This is a genomic window from Leifsonia sp. A12D58, assembly GCF_047530025.1.
Lineage (GTDB): Bacteria > Actinomycetota > Actinomycetes > Actinomycetales > Microbacteriaceae > Cryobacterium.
In genome coordinates, this window is the sequence record NZ_JBLJAT010000002.1 from 56,561 (window position 1) to 76,604 (window position 20,044).

The window sequence follows — 20,044 nt, forward strand, 5'->3', positions numbered from 1 at the left end:
ATAACCGTGCCGGACAGCACGTGGCGCAGTTCGTAACACACGAAGGAGTAGCTGGGTGGCCGAACAGAGTTTTGATCTTGTAGTTCTCGGTGGAGGAAGTGGCGGATACGCGGCAGCACTGCGCGCAGTCCAGCTCGGATTCACTGTTGGCCTGGTTGAGAAGGGCAAACTCGGCGGCACCTGTCTGCACCGTGGTTGCATTCCAACAAAGGCTCTTCTGCACTCCGCAGAGGTAGCCGATGTGACTCGTGAATCAGAGAAGTACGGGGTCTCCGCTACCTTCCAGGGAGTCGACATCCAGGCTGTGACGGCATACCGCGAGGGAATCGTCGCCAGCAAGTTCAAGGGTCTGCAGGGGCTTATCAAGGCGCGCGGCATCACGGTCATCGAGGGTGAAGGTCGACTCATCTCCCCCACGACTGTGCAGGTCGGCAACGACACCGTCGTGGGCAAGAACGTCATCCTGGCAACCGGCTCGTACTCACGTTCACTTCCTGGCCTTGAGCTCGGCGGTCGCGTCATCACCAGCGAGCAGGCACTCGAGCTCAACTTCATTCCGAAGAAGGTCGCTGTCCTTGGTGGCGGCGTCATCGGCGTCGAGTTCGCCAGCGTCTGGAAGTCGTTCGGCGCAGACGTCACCATCATTGAAGCTCTTCCCCACCTCGTTCCGAACGAAGAAGAGTCGATCTCCAAGCAGCTCGAGCGTGCGTTCCGCAAGCGCGGCATCGAGTACTCGCTCGGCGTTCGCTTCCAGAGTGTCGTGCAAAACGAGAACGGTGTCGTCGTCACCCTCGAAGACGGCAAGACGATCGAAGCTGAGATCCTCCTTGTTGCAGTCGGCCGTGGTCCCGCAACTGCCGGACTTGGCTTCGAAGAGGTCGGCGTCACCGTCGACCGCGGCTTCGTCATCACCGACGAGCGCCTCGCCACCAACATTCCGGGTGTCTACGCAGTCGGCGACATCGTCCCCGGCCTGCAGCTTGCACACCGCGGATTCCAGCAGGGCATCTTCGTCGCAGAGGAGATTGCGGGCCTGAACCCGATCATCGTCGAAGACGTCAACATCCCGAAGGTCACCTACTGTGACCCCGAGGTGGCTTCTGTCGGTTACACCGAGGCCAAGGCCGGCGAGAAGTTCGGTGCCGACCAGGTCTCGAGCTACGAGTACAACCTCGGCGGCAACGGCAAGAGTGCCATCATCGGAACGAGCGGCTCAATCAAGGTTGTACGCGTGAACGATGGCCCCATCGTCGGAGTTCACATGATCGGAGCCCGCGTCGGCGAGCTCATCGGCGAAGGACAGCTCGTCGTCAACTGGGATGCATACCCCGAAGACATCGCGCCATTCATCCACGCACACCCCACCCAGAACGAAGCACTCGGCGAAGCATTCCTTGCACTGGCTGGTAAGCCACTGCACGCAATGTAGTCCGAGTGCGACTCACCCCACTTAGTAAGCTAAAAAGACAAATGGTTTTGAAGGAGACAAGCGCATGAGCGAATCCGTCAGCCTCCCGGCACTCGGCGAGAGTGTCACAGAGGGAACGGTTACCCGCTGGCTCAAGAACGTGGGAGACCGCGTCGAGGTCGACGAGCCCCTACTCGAAGTATCGACCGACAAGGTCGACACCGAGATTCCGTCGCCCGTAGCCGGTGTTATCGAAGAGATCCTCGTGCAGGAAGACGAGACGGTCGAGGTCGGAACCGTTCTGGTGAAGATCGGTGATGGATCGGCAGCAGCCGCTCCTGAGGCTGCTGCCCCCGCCGCGGCACCTGCCGAGGCGGCACCGGCCGCAGCTGCACCTGCTGAAGCTGCACCGGCCGCCCCCGCGGCACCGGTAGCCGCACCAGCACCTGTTGCCGCTCCTGTCGCAGCACCTGCACCTGTTGCAGCTCCTGCTCCGGTCGCAGCACCGGTTGCAGCGCCTGCTCCGGTTGCAGCACCTGTTGCAGCACCTGCTCCGGTTGCAGCACCTGTTGCTGCGCCGACTCCCGCTGCAGCACCTGCACCTGCTGCCGAAGCTGCACCGACGCGTGGCTCACACGCCGGCACATCCGGCTACGTCACACCGATCGTTCGCAAGCTTGCGAACGAAGCTGGCGTAGACCTGTCGACCGTCACCGGTACCGGTGTTGGCGGACGTATCCGTAAGGAAGACGTCGTCTCGGCAGTATCGTCGACCGTTCCTGCAGCTGCACCCGCAGTCAAGGTTTCACCGCTCCGGGGCACCAGCGTGCCGATGACGCGCCTCCGCAAGGTTGTTGCTGAGCGTGCTGTCATCTCGATGCAGACATCAGCACAGCTCACCACGGTTGTCGAGGTCGATGTCACCCGCGTTGCAATGCTGCGCGACAAGGTGAAGGCCGACTTCCTCTCGAAGACCGGCAACAAGCTGTCCTTCCTGCCGTTCTTTGCTGTTGCTGCAGCAGAGGCACTCCAGGAGTTCCCCATCATCAACGCCACGATCGACGCTGACAACAACATCGTCTACCCGGCGCAGGAGAACATCAGCATTGCCGTCGAGACCGACCGAGGTCTGCTCACTCCCGTCGTCCGCGACGCTGCTGAGCTCGACATCGCAGGCTTCGCCGCGCAGATCGCCGACCTCGCAGAGCGGACCCGCGAGAACAAGCTGAAGCCAGACGAGCTGTCTGGAGGCACGTTCACGCTGACCAACACCGGTTCACGTGGCGCGCTCTTCGACACCCCTGTCGTTTTCCTCCCGCAGAGTGCAATCCTCGGCACCGGCATCGTGTACAAGAAGCCTGTCGTCGTTACGAATGACGGACTCGACTCGATCGCGATCCGTTCAAGCGTGTACCTCGCGCTGTCGTACGACCACCGCATCATTGACGGAGCGGACGCCGCAGGCTTCCTCACCACGATGAAGCGTCGTCTCGAAGCTGGAGCATTCGAGGGCAACCTCGGAATCTAGTCGGCTCGCTCGGCTTTCTTAGTCGAACAGCTCACGAAGTCGCCAACCGGCCTCGCCCTTGATCACAAGGAGCGAGGCCGGTTTTGTCTGTTCGTTTTCTAAATGCGCGCCACCCGCCGCCCAGCTCATGATCGCCGCATTTCCCGTGCGTTCCACAAGCGTGAGCAGTCCATCGCCCACACCAGCTGTCTCGGCTGGGGTGCCGCCCTGTTGGACGAGACGGATGCTGTAGCTGTCGGCGTCCAGGATTGCCGAGGGCGACTGGTCCACATCGCTCAGGCACGATAGGGATGCCTCTTGTATGCATGCGTCTCGTCGTTTCAACAGCACGGCTGTCGCGGCAATCGGGTCATCGGCCGAGAGCAACTCGTCATCAGGCGAATCGGCGAGGGCATCGTCTTGCGGGCTCGCAATCGGCGTTACAGAACTCTTGGGCGATGTAGCCGCGCCGCCCTTTGATGGCGGCACTGTCAGGACGAGGACCAGAGCAGCAGCGGCGAGGGCAGACGCCACTATGAGCGGATTCCGCTTCAGCCGGAGCCACCGAGCAGCACGGGCGCGCAGCTGGGTAGTCTGCCGTGCGGCTGGCCGCGCGACCCGCCCCACCGCCCACAGTTCGCTCATCAGTGCCCTGGCCATCGTGGCCAGGAGACCCCCAGCCTTGTCTGGAACGCGTAGCAGCTCGTCATCAGACTCGACGGCGTGACCTGTAGCGCGGACGACACCATCGCGTGCCGCGGTCGCCAGATCGGGTTGTCGCTGGCGCACCGGGGTGTTCGCTAACCGAATAGGCGCGCCGGGCGCCCAGGAGAAGAGACGCCGCTCAAGTTCGTCAAGACACGGCAAAAACGGAACAGCTGTCGTCGCCATCTCGAACCACGCAGCAATCGGCTCCGCCCTGCGGTTGAGCGCAGAGCTGTTTTCGAGAAACTCGAACACCGCGCGTATCAGCGCAGTCAACCTGCAATAGTCGGCCCGAATCAGGTCCATCCGGTCGTGGCCGACAGACGGTGGCGCCTGATTGACCATCCGGGGCGTCACATCCATGAGGCTTTCCAGGCCGGTCAGGACTGGCCGCCCGGCACGGGTGAGCGAAACGGTGGCGAGACTCAACCGGGTATGAACGAGGTTCAGGGCATGCAGCTCCGCCAGTGCAGCGACGACCGGTGCGATGATCGTCACGGCCTCCCCTGCTTCAATGCGTCGCCACTCGCTCAGCATTGCTCCCACGGATGCCGTCGACACCGTTTCCTCAACGATGGCAACTCGACCGTCTGGCAGTGTCGCGACATCATGCAATTGAGGCACACCGCCACCGATCATCGAGCTCAGCGCCCGAATCTCTCGTGCAATTGCCATGGGGTCCGCCGATGGGTCGAAGACCCGAATCGCCACACACTCTGGCATCTCCTGATCAGCCGCAAGCGGGCCGTCGGTCGAATCGGCGCCGATCCTTTCGGACAGTCCGAGGTCACGCCCGAGGTACACCGTCGCGTGCCCACCAGCGCCGAGTCGCCGCAGGACGCGGTAGCCCACGAGGCCACCCACCGACTCAAGATCCATTTGTCCAGAGTGCCAATTGGCATCCGCTGAATCCTGCGAATCCAACCAAATGTGGAGTGAATGCGACCTTCAACAGTGTGGAGGAGATCACCAGAGGATTCGGCAGACTGTCACGAAGCATTCCGGCGACTCGATAGTCTTATAACCATGGCTCGCAGCAAGGATAAAACTCCCCGCACCCCGAAAGAACCCGGCCGCCTGAAGCAAATGTGGCAGGTGTTCCAGATGACCCGGCGATACGACTCGAAAATCGTGTTGTACATGATTCTCTCGTTCGTGGTCCCCGTGATTATCGGTGTGGCACTGGCGCTCGTCTTCTCCCCCGGCAACGCGCTCACGATGACCCTCTGGATCATTGCCGGAGTGCTCGCCGGCATCCTCACCATGCTCATCGTTCTTGGACGTCGCGCCGAGAAGGCCGCGTACTCCCAGATTGAAGGGCAGCCGGGTGCCGTCGGCGCGGTGCTGCGAAGCTCCCTCAAGCGTGGCTGGGTCGGGAGTGAGATGCCCGTCGCCGTGAACGGCAAGACGCAGGATGCTGTCTACCGTGCAGTCGGTCGTGGTGGAGTCGTCCTCATTAGCGAGGGCCCCCAGAGCCGCACGAATCGCATGATCGAAGAAGAACGTCGCAAGGTCACCAAAGTTCTCGGCAACGTGGCAATCACCGTCATCTCCGTGGGGCCCGACGAAGACGCAGTACCACTGCACAAGCTTGCTGGCCGTTTGACCAAGATCAAGAAGACGGTAACCAAGGCCGAGGTTCTGGCCATGAACAACCGCCTCAGCTCACTCCGCACGACAATGCCGATCCCCAAGGGCATCGACCCGATGAAGGCGCGTCCGCAGCGCGGAAAGTAGACCGCACGAGCATTAGCTCACCTCCAGGTGAGCGCTACAGTCCTGATCCGCGTCGCTTAGGCGCGGATCAGAACTGTTCCTGCGACCTTGTCGTGAAATCCGCGCTGATCTGAATCCCACACCAGGGCGGGAACGACGATCGCGAGCAGCAGTGTGCGAACAATGGGGCGCCACAGCCCGACGTGATTTCCCGTCAGCGTAATCAGGCGCAAGCCGAGCAACCGGTGCCCAACGCTGCCGCCCATGATGGGAATGAGCACGATTTGCATGATCACGAAGATCAATGTGGTGGCAAATCCGCTGTAGTAAACGAAATCCGCACCGTAGAGACCGTACCCGACACCGATCGCCAGTGCCCAGTCGATCGCCAGTGCCGCGATCCTGCGCCCGGCCCTTGCCACGGACGTTGGTCCATGGGCCGGCAGTCCGAGGCGCTCCCCCGGCCATTTACTGGGGGCAAGCTGGCCGAATGACATGGGGCTGGAATTTGGTTGAGGCACCGAACAAGTCTATAGAGCAGGCTCCTGCGTAACATGCCGGAAACAATTGCGACACTGTCGAGAAACGACGAACCGGTACGTTCGGATGAGGTCGTAGCGCACGACCCTTATGGATCCACGTCGTTTGGAGTTAACCCGCATGTTCCGCGATTCGTCAGAAGTGCTTAAGTTCATCAAGGACACAGACGTCAAGTTCCTTGACATCCGTTTTACCGACCTGCCCGGTGTGCAGCAGCACTTCAACATTCCGGCTTCAACCGTCGATGAAGAATTCTTCACCGTCGGCCAGCTGTTTGATGGTTCATCGATTCGCGGCTTCGCGAACATCCACGAATCCGACATGCAGCTCATCCCCGACGTCACGACCGCGTACATCGATGCGTTCCGCACCGAGCGAACGCTCGTCATGCTGTTCGACATCTACAACCCGCGCAACGGCGAGATCTACTCCAAGGACCCGCGTCAGGTCGCCAAGAAGGCAGAGAAGTACCTCGCCTCCACCGGCATCGCCGACACCGCATTCTTCGCGCCAGAGGCCGAGTTCTACATCTTCGATGACGTTCGCTACGAAGTGAACCAGCACTCAAGCTTCTACTCGGTCGACTCCAGTGAAGGCGCCTGGAACTCGGGCCGCAACGAAGAAGGCGGAAACCTCGCCAACAAGACGCCCTTCAAGGGCGGCTACTTCCCCGTCAGCCCCGTTGACCAGCACGCCGACCTGCGCGACGACATCTGCCTCAAGCTGATCGACGCCGGGCTCATCCTCGAGCGCAGCCACCACGAGGTTGGCACCGGCGGACAGGGCGAGATCAACTACCGCTTCGACACCATGGTTGCCGCAGCAGACGACATCCTGAAGTTCAAGTACATCGTCAAGAACACCGCTCACGAGTGGGGCAAGACCGCAACGTTCATGCCGAAGCCGCTGTTCGGCGACAACGGTTCTGGAATGCACACCCACCAGTCCCTGTGGGCAGACGGCAAGCCGCTGTTCTACGATGAGGCCGGCTATGGCGGACTCTCCGACCTGGCCCGCTGGTACATCGGTGGCCTGCTGAAGCACGCTCCGGCAGTGCTCGCGTTCACCAACCCCAGCGTGAACTCGTTCCACCGCCTGGTTCCCGGCTTCGAAGCTCCGGTCAACCTGGTCTACTCGGCCGGTAACCGTTCAGCCTGCATCCGTATCCCGATCACGGGCACGAACCCGAAGGCCAAGCGCATCGAGTTCCGCGTTCCTGACGCTTCGAGCAACCCGTACCTGGCGTTCGCTGCACAGCTGATGGCCGGCCTCGACGGAATCAAGAACCGCATCGAGCCGCACGAGCCCGTCGACAAGGACCTCTACGAGCTTCCGCCCGAAGAGGCCAAGAGCATCCCGCAGCTTCCTGCATCGCTCGAAGAGGCACTCTCGGCTCTCGAGGCTGACCACGAATTCCTTCTCGAAGGCAACGTGTTCACGCCGGAGCTCATCGAGACCTGGATCGACTACAAGCGCGAGAAGGAAATCAAGCCGCTCGCTCAGCGTCCGCACCCGTTCGAGTTCGAGCTGTACTACGGCGTCTAAGTCATCGCCTGAACACTGATCGTGGCCGTCCCTCTTCATGAGGGGCGGCCACGACTGCGTTAAGCTCACTGCGCGGGTCGGGAGATATCATGCGAACTATCCCCGACGAATGGAGAATGCCGTGCCAGACGAGTACTCGCACGCCCCGAGTGGTTCAATTGTCGTCGGACACGACGCATCTGAGCACTCAGCCAGGGCTCTCCAACAGGCCCTCACCCTTGCAGAAGCATTCGCCGCACCACTGGTGGTCGTGCGGGCCTGGGAGCTGGACAAGCACGTTCCCGAGTACACGCAGATGCTCTCTGGACCCGGTTCCTTCCCCGAGGTGACGGATGCACTCCGCGCCATTCTGGAGGCCGAATGCGAGGAGACAGTGAGTGAGCATCCATCCGTGGCTGTCAGATATCTCGCGGCGCTGGGCTCCCCCGCCGTTGTGCTGACCTCCGTTGCGGAACAGGCGCGGCTGCTTGTAGTCGGGTCGCGGGGTCATGGCGGCCTGGCTGGGTTGCTCTTGGGGTCCGTCGCTGATCGCTGTGTACTTCAGGCATCCTGCCCCGTGCTTCTCATTCGGCCACCCGCCGAAACGGAAGCGGTATCGGCAACGCCTCCACAAGCTGAGACAGGCCACGCCGGCCCTGAGGTTGCGCTCGAGATAGAGCCGGGTTCGGTCGTTGTCGGGCATGACGGTTCGGCAAACAGTGAGAAGGCGCTCGAAGTGGGCTTCGAGTATGCGCTGACGCTCGGACTGCCGCTTGCGATCGTTCGCACATGGAGCATCGATCATCTACCGCGCGGATTGCTCTGGAAAGAGGGTTACGTCGCCTCGTTCGACGAAATCAACGTTGGCGTGAGGGAAGAACTCATCGCCGACGTCGGCCCGCTGGCCGAACGGCATGAGGCTGTAACCGTCAGCCACTATGCGACTCTGGGTGATCCTGGCGAGTCACTGGTTCGCGCTTCACAGAGTGCAGCACTCCTGATCGTCGGAAACCGAGGCAGGGGCGGGTTCGGGAGCCTTCTCCTCGGCTCGGTGAGTGCCTATTGCGCCCACCGCGCTGACTGCCCCACTCTCATCGTTCCGCGTTGACCGCACGATCCGGCCGCTAACAAAAAGCACGGGCCACAGCCCCGATTGGGGATGCGGCCCGTGCTTTAGGCTGCGAACGCGATCATCAGGCGAATGCGTAGGCTCCCTGACTGGCGGAAGCCGCGCTTGCGCTCTGCACAGGGGCACGACCGATTGTGCGTACATTCCAGCCAGCAGCAGCCCACGCCTGACCGTCGAGGCAATTGCGGCCATCGACGATGTTCTGCGCCTTCACGAGAGCGGCAAACTCACGTGGGTCTGCATCAACGAATTCCGGCCACTCGGTCAGGACAAGCACAACGTCGGCACCCTGGATTGCCGTCGCTGCCGAGTCGGCATAACCGAGGGCCGGAAAAATACGGGCCGCGCTGGTGGTGGCCTGCGGGTCGAATACCGTTACCTGTGCGCCACGCAGCTGAAGGGCTGCGGCGACGTTCAGTGCCGGCGAGTCACGCACGTCGTCGGTGTCGGGCTTGAAGGCGGCGCCCAACACGCCGATGCGACGGTTGAGTACCGATCCGCCGCACGCGGCCAGAGCGTGGTCGATGACCAGCTGACGCTGTCGCATATTGATCTCGTCCACCTGCTGGAGCAGATCCGACGCCGAGTGAGCGCCCAACTCGCTTGAACGGTGCATCAGAGCCCTGATGTCCTTCGGTAGGCAGCCGCCGCCGAAGCCGAGGCCCGCGTTCAGGAACTGGCGACCAATGCGGACGTCATGACCCAGGGCATCCGCGAGGAGTGTGACATCCGCTCCCACGGCCGCACAGACCTCTGAGATCGCATTGATGAACGAGATCTTGGTGGCAAGGAACGCGTTCGCGCTGACCTTGACCAACTCTGCCGTCGGAAGGTCCATGACCAGTACCGGGGTGCCGTTGGCGATGGGTTCTGCGTACACCGTACGGAGCATGGCCTCAGAGGCGGCAGTTGTGCCACCCAGTACCAGTCGGTCAGGCGCGAGGGTGTCCTGCACCGCTTTACCTTCACGCAGGAACTCCGGGTTCCAGACCAGCTCAGCGGTGACGCCAGCCGGCAGGTTCTCGTGCACGATACCCCGCAGTCGAGCCGCGGTGCCGACGGGTACCGTCGACTTGCCGACGATCAGACCATCGTGGGTGAGGTGCTTAGCCACTTGCCTGGTCGCATCCTCGACGTAGCTGAGGTTCGCAGCAAAGCTTGTTGACTGCTGCGGGGTACCGACGCAGACGAAGTGCACGTCAGCGAACGCTGTTGCAGCTTCGATGTCAGTGGTGAAGCGCAGCTGGCCAGTGCCCACGTGCTTGCGAAGCAGCTCGGGAAGTCCGGGCTCGTAGAACGGCACGATTCCCTGGCTGAGAGCATCAACCTTGTTGGGGTCTGTATCGACGCCGATGACCTCGAATCCCATTTCGGCCATGGCTGCAGCATGGGTCGCACCCAGGTAGCCGGTGCCGATAACACTGATTCGCGGTGCCCGCTGCTCGCCGTTGTCGTTCGTCATTGGTTTCTCCTTAGTCCTGAAAAGTGATGAAGCATGGGGGTTGCCGTTCGGACGAGTTCGGTCAACTTGCCGGCAACAGGGTGAATCGACCCAGCGGATCCGTCAGCCCTGTGATGAACGCGGAGAGGCTGTCGGCTCGAGAGTTAATGCGCCAATCGTTGGTAGTGCGTTCTCCTTCAACGAAGGTCGTGATCGCGAGGTTGAACCAGGCGAACCCAACGATGTCGTCATTCTCCGGCTTTGCCATGGACGAGAAGAAGCTCGTCAGCCACGTCTCCTTGTGTCCACCGGTCTCAGATGCGCCGACCTCGGCCAGCAGGATGGGCTTATCGGTCAACGCGCGGAGCTGGTTGAGGCTCGCATCGAACGTGTACTCGAAGGTGAATTCCTGCTTCGCCACGTATGCCGGTCGCAGGTATCCGGAGAGACCCACCATGTCGACGTAGTCATCGCCTGGGTACAGCGACGCCAGGAACTCCGGCTTCTTGTTGATAGCCGGAAGCTTGTTGATGATGTTCGGTGACCAGACCCAGAACACAAGCTCGTTGGCGCCTTCAGCCTCGAAGATGTCGTGCACGTGCTTCCAGACCTTGACGTAGTCGCCCGGGTTGTTGCCGTTGATCGACTCACCCTTGCCCGTTGTCTCATTCCACGGGTACCAGATGCCGTTCATTTCGTGATTGAACCGGATGCCGAGCGGGAGTCCGGTTGCGACGATGTCACGGGCGTACTGATGGATGTACTCGTCGAATGCTCCAGGCACGCCTGCCGCTTCGTCACCCAAAATCCTGGGCAATGAGTAGTCAGGCTCTTCAATCACATCGTTGCCGGCCTTGATCGGGCGTGATTCCCAGGTCAACAGCGGGACCTTGCCACGCTCCCATGCTCGCGTGACGGCGTTGGCCCTGAAGGTTTCGTCCCACCCGCCGAAATAGCCAACCAGGTTGGGCTGAACGCCGATGGCCGAGCTCGTCGAGTCAAACGTCGACCAGTTGAACGGCGCCTGCTCCGTGTACATCCCGAAATATCGCGAGGCCGGGTTCAGAATGTCCTGCTTCGCCGGAGCCGTAATGACCGGCTCCACAGCCGGAGTCTTAACGGGCGGCGTCGTTGTCGGCTTGGATTTGGTGGCCGATGCTGCTGCTTTTGCCTCCGCCGTTCGACGGTTGGCAGCGGAAACCTGCTGTTGCACTTCAGCCAGCTTCTTCGCCGTCGAGGCCTGTTGCGCGAGCAGCTTCTTCTTCTGCTCGGTCAGCTCGCTTGACGTCTTCGCAAGCTTTGCCTCGATAGAAGCGAGCTTTGTCTTGAGCTTGGTGTTTTCGGCACTCAGCGGGTTGAGCGTCACACCAGCATCTGCGACTACGGCTTCGACGGTTTGACGGATCGGACTGCTCGGAGAGGCCCACACGATGGCCGACAGGATCGCGAGGGTTGAAGCCATGGCAATGAGCGCGATCACCGAACGCCGGGTGTTCTTCTTTCCGGTTGACCACCAGGTTTTGTTAGACAATGAGCAGTCCTTCCAGGACGAAGATGGCGATACCGATCAGATACGGAATCGCAGCTTTGGGGTTCAAGCGACGCCGGGTCGGCTGTGCGCGACGCGACTCAAGGACGACCGGTTCCGCGGCAGGGTACTCGCGCAGAGCGGTTCCGGCTGGAGCAGATTCTGCCTGGTGAGCGCCGGCGGTGGCGGGCGAGATCGACCAGGATTCGGGGATACCGAGTGATTCCAGCGTGCCGAATTCGGCCTCGTCGCTACGGCTGCCGACGGAGTCGACTCCGGTGCCTTCGCTGGTCAGGGTGTCTCCCCCGGCATATGCGCCGACTCGTGTTCCCCATCCGCTGGCGTGTGCCATCCGGAAGAAGCCGATGAGTCGGATCGGCATCAGGAAGAACGTGGAGACGAGGATGAAGATCGGCAGGCGGAAGAAGTCGCTTGGCTTTTCGGCAAGGTGGCGAATCTGACGGATTGCCATGCTGATCACTGACGACAGGACCATCAGAATGGCGACGGTGACGATGCCGGTTCCCATACCGTATTCGCTCAGGAAGCCCTCGTAGAAGTTGTAGCCCTGGCCAGTGAATGAGCGGTAGATCCAGCCACCGATGACCCCGGCGAGCAGGAACGGCAAGATGATGTCCATCAGGAAGAAGAAGGCAAGAACCGGGGCGTGGCCCAGCATCCAGGGCAACATCCGAAGCGTGTTGTACTGGCTGCCACGCGCCCAGCGCAGCTGCTGCTTCCAGAGCTTCTTGATCTGGAGCGGTGCGTCCGTGTATACGAGGCTGGTGTGCTGGTAAACGGTGCGGTAGCCCTCTTTGAGGGTGAGGTTCGTCAGCGTGCGATCGTCAGAAACCTCGAGGAAGACGCCCATGAACTTCTCGTTCATGAACTTGTCCATCACTCGAATCAGGATTGAGCGACGAAAGGCGATCGTTCGGCCGGGGAGGCAACCGATCTGACCAAGGGTGCTCTGTGCGGGCATCGAGTACAGCGCACGCGAGTTCTCAAGCCAGTCGGCCCAGCGCGTGATCCAGCTGCGAGTGGGTTCCAGGATGCGCTGGCGCGTCGTTACGCCACCGACTTGGCTGTCTGCAAATGGCTTGACGAGCTCAGCGAGAGCGTTGGGCATCCAGACGGTGTCAGAGTCGACCAGCACTGTGATGTCGCCGGTGGAGAGCTCAGTACCGATCTTGACGGCGTTTCGCTTGCCGGGAATCGGGGTGTGAACCCAGCGCACGAGCGGCGCGAACTCGTCACACACGCTGACAAGGCCAGGGTTCTCTGGGCCGTTGATGACGACGATGATTTCGCCAGGCTGCTGCTCGACCATGCGGCCAAGCACATCGCGAAACAGGTCGAGGGGCTCGTCGAGCACGGGGACAACGACGCTTGTCGTGCCGTGATAATCACCAGTGAACGGGCGATAACGAGCAGACAAGAAGACCTTGACTGCCCAGAGGATCCACACCAGTGCGGAGTACACGGAGAACATGTACAGCTCTGGATGCCCCTCCATCATGTGTCTGATTTGCAGGATGAATATGAACAAGGCTCTACCCCGGCGATCGTGGTTGTGATGAGATCCGCGCCGCTGGGGATCATCAATGATTCGAACAAATTGCGCTACGGGTCTGAGTATGGTGGGTCTGAGTCCCGCTTCGCAAACGCGTCGTCTACCCCCGGAAGTGGTACGTCGTGTCCCCCATTAGGCCGACACGTGTCCCCCCTTGTGCGGACACTCGGAGGCGGGTCTTCGCCCCCGAATCGACGGAAGATTTTGCACTGTCTCAGCCCGCATTGGTCGAGGGGGTCGACTAATAAAATCCCAGATCAAACGTATTTATGCGCGGGCATTTTCAAGCGCGACAACCGGGGTGCTTCAGCGTTCAGCCGCGTGAGGACGCCGCAGTCTGAGGACTACTCACCTTGGATTGGGCGCGCAAAATTGCGTCAAAAATGCAGTCAAAATTGCTCCGGAAATTTACGGCGCCGTAACAAATGAGACGGGATCGAGAGCAGATCGTCAGCCGGTCAGCGGACGCGTGCGTTCGGGTGGACCATAGAACAGTCGTTCGAAGACAGCGCGGGACCGTCTCGTGACGCCCAGATAATCCTCTTCGAGCTGATTGGCCGAGCCGGGCGGGTACTGCATGATCCGGGCGATGCCCTCGAGCTGCTGGCGATCGGCCGGCAGTACGTCTGAAGTCTTGTTTGTCCACAGAGTGATGGCCGACCGGGCCCGGGACGCGAAGATCCAGGCGGCACGCAACGTCGCGGCATCCTCTTCTGTGACGAGGTCAGCCTCGCTCGCAACGGTCAGTGCGACCATCGTCGACGTCGTCTGCAGCTCGGGCAGCGCCGCCGCGTGCTGCAGCTGCAACAGCTGCACGAACCATTCGACGTCGCTCAACGAGCCACGGCCCAGCTTGAGGTGCCGATTGGGATCTGCGCCCTGCGGGAGCCGTTCGTTCTCAACTCTGGCCTTGATCCGCTTGACCTCTCGAACATCCTGCTCGGCGATCTGTGCCGGATACCTGACAGAGTCTGCAATCACCTCGAAGTCGCCGAGCAAGGCCGCGTCACCGGCGACACCCGTCGCCCGAAGCAGAGCCTGGGCCTCCCACGTCAAGGACCAGCGGCGATAGTAAGCAGCGTAAGAGTCGAGAGAGCGGACGACGACGCCGTTCTTTCCCTCTGGTCGCAGCCCGATGTCGAGATCGAGCGGCAACACGTTGTCTTCGGTGAGCCGATTGAGCTCACGCACGATGAAACGCGCCCGATCATGGGCGGGCTCGTTCTCAAGCGCGGCGGCCCTGAAGACGTACATGACGTCGGCATCCGAACCGAAACCGAGCTCTGCTCCGCCGAATCGCCCCATTCCAATGACGGCGAATTCGATCCCGTCGCCCTCGCCAGGTTTGGGCACCAGCGACGTGCCTCTGATCGACGCGACAACCGCCTGGATGTGAGTGGACGTGATATCAGTCAGTCCGACAGCGAGCTGCGCCACCGTGATCTCGCCGAGGATGGCTGAGAAAGCGAGGCGCAACACTTCACGACGTCTGGCCGTGCGCAGAATGCCGGCAACGGCATCGGGGCTCTCATGGCGGCCGATGACGGCGCTTGCCTCCTCGTGCAGCACGGCAAGTGGGCGCGGACGCAAGTCGTCTTCATCTTCGAGCCAGGCAACGGCTTCCGGGATCTTCTCCAGGAGCTCACCGACAAATCGGGAGCTGGAGAGCACGCGGGTCAGTCGCTCTGCGGCACCCGACGAGTCCCGCAGCATGCGCAGGTACCAGTAGGTCGAGCCCAGGCTGTCGCTCAGGCGCCTGAACGCGAGCAGACCGTAGTCGGGGTCTGCACCCTCGGAGAACCACTGCAGGATGACAGGCAACAGGTGCCTCTGGATCGTCGCGCGTCGCGACACTCCCCCAGTCAACGCCGCAATGTGGCCGAGTGCTCCCTTGGTGTTGCGGAATCCGATCGCCGCCAGCCGCGCCTCGGCTTGGGCGCTCGTGAGATTAAGGCCCTCGGCCGGCAATGCAGCAACAGCGGACAGTAACGGCCGGTAGAACAAGCGCTCATGCAGGCCCCTAACGCGCTGTTTGAGCGCCGTCCAGGTGTCAACGAGACCGGCGGCACTCGTCGCCAGCCCTGTCGCCCTGGCGAGCACCCTGAGCGCCTGCTCATCGCGTGGCAGCATATGCGTTCGTCGAAGCTTCTCGAGCTGAATGCGGTGCTCCATGAGCCTGAGTACACGGTAGTCATGAGCGAACTCGGCGGCCTCGACCCTGCCGATGTATCCGTAGTCGGCCAGGGCGGTCAGTGCCGGTAGCGTGCCGGCCTGCCTGACACCCTCGTCTGACTGGCCATGCACGAGTTGGAGCAGCTGAACAGTGAACTCAATGTCGCGCAGCCCTCCGGGACCGAGCTTGAGCTGGTAGTCGACCTCACCGTCCGGGATGTTCGCGGTGACTCGCTCGCGCATCCGCTGCACCGACTCGACGAAGTTCTCGCGACTTGAGCTGTTCCAGACACCCGGAGCCACTGCGGTGACGTACCGCAGGCCGAGCTCACGGTCACCGGCCAAGGGTCGCGCCTTCAGCAGAGCCTGGAACTCCCAGCTCTTGGCCCAGCGGTCGTAGTACGCGAGATGCGACTCGAGGGTGCGCACCAGTGCGCCGTCCTTGCCCTCTGGTCGCAGGTTGGGATCGACCTCCCAGAGCTCCGGCTCGACGGCCGACTGATTGAGCCCACGCATCACCAGCACGGCGAGGCGGGTGGCGATGTCGACTGCGCGCATGTTGTCGAGTTCGGCGTGCTCGTCGCCTTCTGCGACGAAGATGACATCTACGTCGCTCACGTAGTTGAGTTCACGCGCACCGGCCTTGCCCATACCGATGATGGCCAGTCTGGTGGCGCGCACCTGGTCAGTCGGGAACGTTCCATGGCCAGGCACGTCGCTGGCCACCATGGCGCGAGCGACGGCGAGGGCTGCATCGAGAGCTGCAGATGCCAGATCAGCCAGACAGTGGGCGACGGCGTCGACGCCGGCGACCTGATCGGCCTGCCCGAGATCGAACGCAGCCACCTCGGCGAGCCGTCGGCGATAGCGCACCCGAAGCGCCACCCAGGCCTCGTCGTCGACAAGGCGGGAGAATCCGGCTGTGGCGCCGACTGACGCCAACAGATCGGCATCGAGATCGTCTGCCGTCGGCAAGCTCTCTCGAGCCTCCGCCAGAATCGACAGCTCGTCTGGGTGCCGAAGGAAGAACTCAGTGAGACCGCTCGACGCCCCGATCACCCTCAACAGGCGTTCGGCTGACTCTGGATGGGCGAGCAGCGCACACGTCTCGTCAGGGGCACGGCGCAACAGCTCGATCAGAGAGCTGAGCGCGGCATCGGGACTCGCTGTCAGACCGAGCAACGGGAGCAACTGGGCAGCGGCTGGCGCACCCAGTTGCTCTGCGATGCCCAGCCGCTCCCGCACGGCTCCAAGTTCGACGAAACCGACGCGCGCGAGTTCAGTGAGTGTGAGTTGTTCGCGCGCCATATTCAGGTGCAGCGCTCTTAGAGCATCTCGAGATTCTTGCGAAGTTCGAACGGCGTTACCTGGGAACGGTATTCCTTCCATTCCTGACGCTTGTTGAGCAGCACGAAGTTGAACACCTGCTCCCCCAGTGTCTCGGCGACCAGCTCGGATCGTTCCATCAGTTCAATCGCGTGGTCGAGGCTGGCAGGCAGCGAGCTGTAGCCGAGTGCGCGGCGCTCGGTGTCGCTGAGGCTCCAGACGTTGTCTTCGGCCTCAGGCGGAAGCTCGTACCCCTCTTCGATGCCCTTGAGCCCTGCAGCCAGCATGAGTGAGTACGCCAGGTACGGGTTCGCGGCTGAGTCAATGGCGCGATATTCGATGCGCGAGCTCTGGCCCTTGTTCGGCTTGTAGAGCGGCACACGCACAAGCGCCGAACGGTTGTTGTGGCCCCAGCACACGAAGCTCGGAGCTTCGTCGCCGCCCCACAGCCGCTTGTATGAGTTCACGAACTGGTTGGTCACCGCAGTGATCTCCGGCGCGTGCTTCAGCAGGCCGGCGATGAACTGACGGCCCGTCTTCGACAGCTGGTACTGGGCGCCGGCTTCGTAGAAGGCATTCGTGTCACCTTCGAACAACGACATGTGAGTGTGCATGCCGGATCCGGGGTGCTCTGACATCGGCTTCGGCATGAATGTCGCGTAGACGCCCTGCTCGATCGCGACCTCTTTGATGACGGTGCGGAACGTCATGATGTTGTCGGCAGTGGTGAGTGCGTCCGCGTAACGGAGGTCAATCTCATTCTGGCCGGGACCGGCTTCGTGGTGGCTGAATTCCACCGAGATGCCGAGATCTTCAAGCATCCGCACGGAGCGGCGACGGAAGTCGTGAGCTGTACCACCCGGAACGTTGTCAAAGTAGCCGGCCGAGTCAACGGGGACGGGGCCTTCGGCGCCGTACTTCGAGGACTTCAGCAGGTAGAACTCGATTTCGGGGTGCGTGTAGAAAGTGAAGCCGCGGTCGGCCGCCTTTTCCAGGGTGCGCTTGAGTACGTTGCGGGGATCGGCAACTGCCGGCTGTCCGTCCGGCGTCGTGATGTCGCAGAACATCCGCGCTGTCGGGTCGATCTCGCCACGCCAGGGCAGGATCTGGAAGGTCGAGGGGTCTGGATGCGCGAGGACATCGGCCTCGAACGATCGCGTGAGTCCTTCGATGGCTGAGCCATCAAAACCGAGCCCCTCGGCGAATGCACCCTCAACCTCGGCCGGGGCGATCGCCACCGATTTCAGAGTACCGACGACGTCGGTGAACCATAGGCGAACGAACTTGATCCCTCGCTCCTCGATGGTACGAAGAACGAAGTCACGCTGCTTATCCATTCAGGCCCTCTCTTTCCCTTCTAGGGTAGTGGTTCCAAGGCCACACCGGGCATAAGAAACACGGCGGCGCGCCTCACTGAACAGCCAAGAAGTCCGCGAAATGTCGCTGGCTACACTTGAGACATGTCAGACCAGAACAACTCCCCTGTCAGCGCTACCGCAGAAGAAGTGAAGCCATACGGCAGTGCCCCGACCGGCCCGAAGCGAGTGCGCACCCGCCACTTCCAGAACGCCAAGGAGCAGGGCATTCCCATTACGGGACTGACCAGCTACGACATGCTGACGGCACAGATCTTCGACCAGGCCGGCATCGACTTCCTGCTTGTCGGCGACTCAGCCGGAAACAACGTGTTTGGTTACGAGACGACGCTGCCGGTGACTGTCGATGAGCTGATACCGCTTACTCGCGCGGTCTCTGACGCGGTAAAGCGCGCACTCGTCGTGGCCGATATGCCTTTTGGTTCATACGAGAGCGGCCCGGAGGAAGCGCTGCACACCGCCGTCCGCTTCATGAAGGAATCGCGGGCACATGCCGTCAAGCTCGAGGGCGGCAGGCGCAGCCGCAAGCAGATCAAGCGGATCGTCTCTGCCGGCATTCCGGTGATGGCTCACATCGGCTTCACCCCGCAGAGTGAGCACGGTCTTGGCGGACACATGATCCAGGGCAGGGGCACTGCCGCTGAGCTCCTTATCGCTGACGCACTGGCCGTACAGAAGGCCGGCGCGTTCGCCGTCGTCCTCGAGATGGTGCCGTCATCCGTCGCCGCTGAGGTGACCGCCCGACTGGACATCCCCACAATCGGTGTTGGAGCAGGACCGGATGTCGACGGCCAGCTCTTGGTCTGGACCGACTTCGCCGGAATGAGTGAGGGCAGAGTGCCGCGTTTCGTGCGTCAGTATGCCAACGTCCGCAACATCCTCACGGATGCTGTCACTCAGTTCAGGGCTGATGTTGAGTCAGGCGCATATCCGGCACCAGAGCACAGCTACGAATAGCTGACGGTCCTGCAGCGAGGAACGCTGGTCACGGAACGGTGATCAGCGGTTGTCTTCTGCCTCTTCTTCGGCCCACTTGGCGCTGTTCTCTCGCAGCTTCTCGAGCGCATGCTCGGCCTCGACCCTGGTCTGGAATGGGCCGACTCGGTCGATTGAGGGTGATTGGAAACCCTGTTCGACGGCTCCGGTGCGCATGTTGTACCAAAACAGGTGGTCAGTATCTTCAGCCATAAACTTGATCTTATGCCTCACGATTCTGCCGGTCATCTGATCCCGGGGACGATCTCCCCTACACGCGCCGTCCCCGCCCACATTCAACGCCCCGAGTATGTAGGGAAGAAGGCACCGGCCGGATACTCCGGAAACAACATCTACACGCCGGAGCAGATCGAACTGATCAGGGAATCCGGCCGGATCGCCGCGCAGGCAGTCGAAGCCGTCGCCGCAGCCATCGTGCCGGGTGTCACCACTGAAGAACTTGACGCGATTGGCCACGAGTTCCTGATCAGTCACGACGCGTACCCGTCGACGCTCGGCTACCGCGGCTACCCCAAGTCACTGTGCAGCTCGATCAATGAAGTGATCTGCCATGGAATCCCCGACGACACAGTTCTGAACAACGGCGACCTCATCAACATCGACATCACGGCGTTCAAGAACGGGATGCACGGCGACCTCAACGCAACATTCATCGTGGGCGAGGCCAGCGAAGAAGCGACGCTGCTTGTCGAACGCACAAGGGAAGCTCTGGCGCGCGGAATCAAAACCGTCGCGCCCGGTCGCCAGGTGAATGTCGTCGGTCGCGCAATCGAGTCGTACGCGAAGCGTTTCGGCTATGGCGTCGTGCGCGATTTCACTGGCCACGGAGTCGGCGAAGCCTTCCACTCCGGCCTGATCATCCCGCACTACGACTCTGCGCCCGAGTACGACACCGTGATGGAGGTTGGCATGGTGTTCACCATCGAACCGATGCTCACGCTCGGTACCCATGAGTGGGACATGTGGGCAGACGATTGGACGATTACCACAAAGGACAAGAGTCTTACCGCCCAGTTCGAGCACACCCTTGTCGTCACCGAACGTGGCGCAGAAATCCTGACTCTGCCATAGCGAGAACGGGCCAGCGATAACGGCGACAACGG

15 protein-coding genes are annotated in these 20,044 nt (G+C 61.7%); 7 read left to right on the top strand and 8 right to left on the bottom strand.

Annotated features, from left to right (window positions below; all coding sequences use genetic code 11):
- Positions 1-55 precede the first annotated feature (55 nt).
- On the top strand, positions 56-1,429 hold the full coding sequence (gene lpdA, locus ACMT3I_RS06155; RefSeq protein ID WP_414803589.1) for a dihydrolipoyl dehydrogenase: 1,374 nt from the start codon (positions 56-58) through the stop codon (positions 1,427-1,429).
- Between the two features lie 64 nt (positions 1,430-1,493).
- A complete protein-coding gene (locus ACMT3I_RS06160) occupies positions 1,494-2,936 on the top strand; it encodes a 2-oxo acid dehydrogenase subunit E2 (protein ID WP_414803590.1) in 1,443 nt (480 codons plus the stop codon).
- Between the two features lie 18 nt (positions 2,937-2,954).
- On the opposite strand, the gene ACMT3I_RS06165 is transcribed toward ACMT3I_RS06160, so the two are convergent.
- Positions 2,955-4,499 (bottom strand): hypothetical protein, encoded by a 1,545-nt coding sequence (locus ACMT3I_RS06165; protein ID WP_414803591.1) that lies wholly within the window; start codon positions 4,497-4,499, stop codon positions 2,955-2,957.
- 147 nt (positions 4,500-4,646) lie between these two features.
- Here ACMT3I_RS06165 and ACMT3I_RS06170 point away from each other — a divergent pair, with 147 nt between their 5' ends.
- Positions 4,647-5,357, top strand: a complete 711-nt coding sequence (locus ACMT3I_RS06170) for a DUF4191 domain-containing protein (RefSeq protein ID WP_414803592.1) — start codon at positions 4,647-4,649, stop codon at positions 5,355-5,357.
- Positions 5,358-5,413: 56 nt separating this feature from the next.
- Here the strand turns inward: ACMT3I_RS06170 and ACMT3I_RS06175 are convergent, their stop codons facing one another.
- Positions 5,414-5,833 (bottom strand): RDD family protein, encoded by a 420-nt coding sequence (locus ACMT3I_RS06175; RefSeq protein ID WP_414804024.1) that lies wholly within the window; start codon positions 5,831-5,833, stop codon positions 5,414-5,416.
- A 163-nt stretch (positions 5,834-5,996) separates the two neighbouring features.
- Here ACMT3I_RS06175 and glnA (ACMT3I_RS06180) point away from each other — a divergent pair, with 163 nt between their 5' ends.
- On the top strand, positions 5,997-7,421 hold the full coding sequence (gene glnA, locus ACMT3I_RS06180) for a type I glutamate--ammonia ligase (protein WP_414803593.1): 1,425 nt from the start codon (positions 5,997-5,999) through the stop codon (positions 7,419-7,421).
- A gap of 121 nt (positions 7,422-7,542) precedes the next feature.
- The gene (locus ACMT3I_RS06185) at positions 7,543-8,508 is read left to right on the top strand and encodes a universal stress protein (RefSeq protein WP_414803594.1); all 966 of its coding nucleotides are present in this window, start codon (positions 7,543-7,545) and stop codon (positions 8,506-8,508) included.
- Positions 8,509-8,593: 85 nt separating this feature from the next.
- On the opposite strand, the gene ACMT3I_RS06190 is transcribed toward ACMT3I_RS06185, so the two are convergent.
- From ACMT3I_RS06190 to glnA (ACMT3I_RS06210), 5 genes are all read right to left on the bottom strand, one after another.
- On the bottom strand, positions 8,594-9,991 hold the full coding sequence (locus ACMT3I_RS06190; protein ID WP_414803595.1) for a UDP-glucose dehydrogenase family protein: 1,398 nt from the start codon (positions 9,989-9,991) through the stop codon (positions 8,594-8,596).
- A 61-nt stretch (positions 9,992-10,052) separates the two neighbouring features.
- Entirely contained in the window at positions 10,053-11,501 is a 1,449-nt protein-coding gene (locus ACMT3I_RS06195; protein ID WP_414803596.1) for a glycosyl hydrolase, read from the bottom strand.
- Positions 11,494-13,047, bottom strand: coding sequence for a glycosyltransferase family 2 protein (locus ACMT3I_RS06200; RefSeq protein ID WP_414803597.1), 1,554 nt, complete (start codon positions 13,045-13,047; stop codon positions 11,494-11,496). The genes ACMT3I_RS06195 and ACMT3I_RS06200 overlap by 8 nt, the downstream gene beginning before the upstream one ends.
- A 474-nt stretch (positions 13,048-13,521) precedes the next feature.
- On the bottom strand, positions 13,522-16,551 hold the full coding sequence (locus ACMT3I_RS06205) for a bifunctional [glutamine synthetase] adenylyltransferase/[glutamine synthetase]-adenylyl-L-tyrosine phosphorylase (protein ID WP_414803598.1): 3,030 nt from the start codon (positions 16,549-16,551) through the stop codon (positions 13,522-13,524).
- 17 nt (positions 16,552-16,568) lie between these two features.
- Entirely contained in the window at positions 16,569-17,906 is a 1,338-nt protein-coding gene (gene glnA / locus ACMT3I_RS06210) for a type I glutamate--ammonia ligase (RefSeq protein ID WP_414803599.1), read from the bottom strand.
- A 123-nt stretch (positions 17,907-18,029) separates the two neighbouring features.
- Here glnA (ACMT3I_RS06210) and panB point away from each other — a divergent pair, with 123 nt between their 5' ends.
- Complete coding sequence (gene panB, locus ACMT3I_RS06215; protein ID WP_414803600.1) at positions 18,030-18,902, top strand: 3-methyl-2-oxobutanoate hydroxymethyltransferase; 873 nt, start codon at positions 18,030-18,032, stop codon at positions 18,900-18,902.
- Between the two features lie 42 nt (positions 18,903-18,944).
- Here the strand turns inward: panB and ACMT3I_RS06220 are convergent, their stop codons facing one another.
- Positions 18,945-19,133, bottom strand: coding sequence for an SPOR domain-containing protein (locus tag ACMT3I_RS06220; RefSeq protein ID WP_414803601.1), 189 nt, complete (start codon positions 19,131-19,133; stop codon positions 18,945-18,947).
- Positions 19,134-19,145: 12 nt separating this feature from the next.
- Here ACMT3I_RS06220 and map point away from each other — a divergent pair, with 12 nt between their 5' ends.
- Complete coding sequence (gene map / locus ACMT3I_RS06225) at positions 19,146-20,012, top strand: type I methionyl aminopeptidase (RefSeq protein ID WP_414803602.1); 867 nt, start codon at positions 19,146-19,148, stop codon at positions 20,010-20,012.
- Positions 20,013-20,044: the final 32 nt, after the last annotated feature.

Coding starts and splice junctions, on each gene's coding strand:
- ACMT3I_RS06160 (WP_414803590.1), top strand. CDS start 1,494: ATGAGCGAATCCGTCAGCCTCCCGGCACTCGGCGAGAGTGTCACAGAG.
- ACMT3I_RS06165 (WP_414803591.1), bottom strand. CDS start 4,499: ATGGATCTTGAGTCGGTGGGTGGCCTCGTGGGCTACCGCGTCCTGCGG.
- ACMT3I_RS06170 (WP_414803592.1), top strand. CDS start 4,647: ATGGCTCGCAGCAAGGATAAAACTCCCCGCACCCCGAAAGAACCCGGC.
- ACMT3I_RS06175 (WP_414804024.1), bottom strand. CDS start 5,833: ATGTCATTCGGCCAGCTTGCCCCCAGTAAATGGCCGGGGGAGCGCCTC.
- glnA (WP_414803593.1), top strand. CDS start 5,997: ATGTTCCGCGATTCGTCAGAAGTGCTTAAGTTCATCAAGGACACAGAC.
- ACMT3I_RS06190 (WP_414803595.1), bottom strand. CDS start 9,991: ATGACGAACGACAACGGCGAGCAGCGGGCACCGCGAATCAGTGTTATC.
- ACMT3I_RS06205 (WP_414803598.1), bottom strand. CDS start 16,551: ATGGCGCGCGAACAACTCACACTCACTGAACTCGCGCGCGTCGGTTTC.
- glnA (WP_414803599.1), bottom strand. CDS start 17,906: ATGGATAAGCAGCGTGACTTCGTTCTTCGTACCATCGAGGAGCGAGGG.
- panB (WP_414803600.1), top strand. CDS start 18,030: ATGTCAGACCAGAACAACTCCCCTGTCAGCGCTACCGCAGAAGAAGTG.
- ACMT3I_RS06220 (WP_414803601.1), bottom strand. CDS start 19,133: ATGGCTGAAGATACTGACCACCTGTTTTGGTACAACATGCGCACCGGA.
- map (WP_414803602.1), top strand. CDS start 19,146: ATGCCTCACGATTCTGCCGGTCATCTGATCCCGGGGACGATCTCCCCT.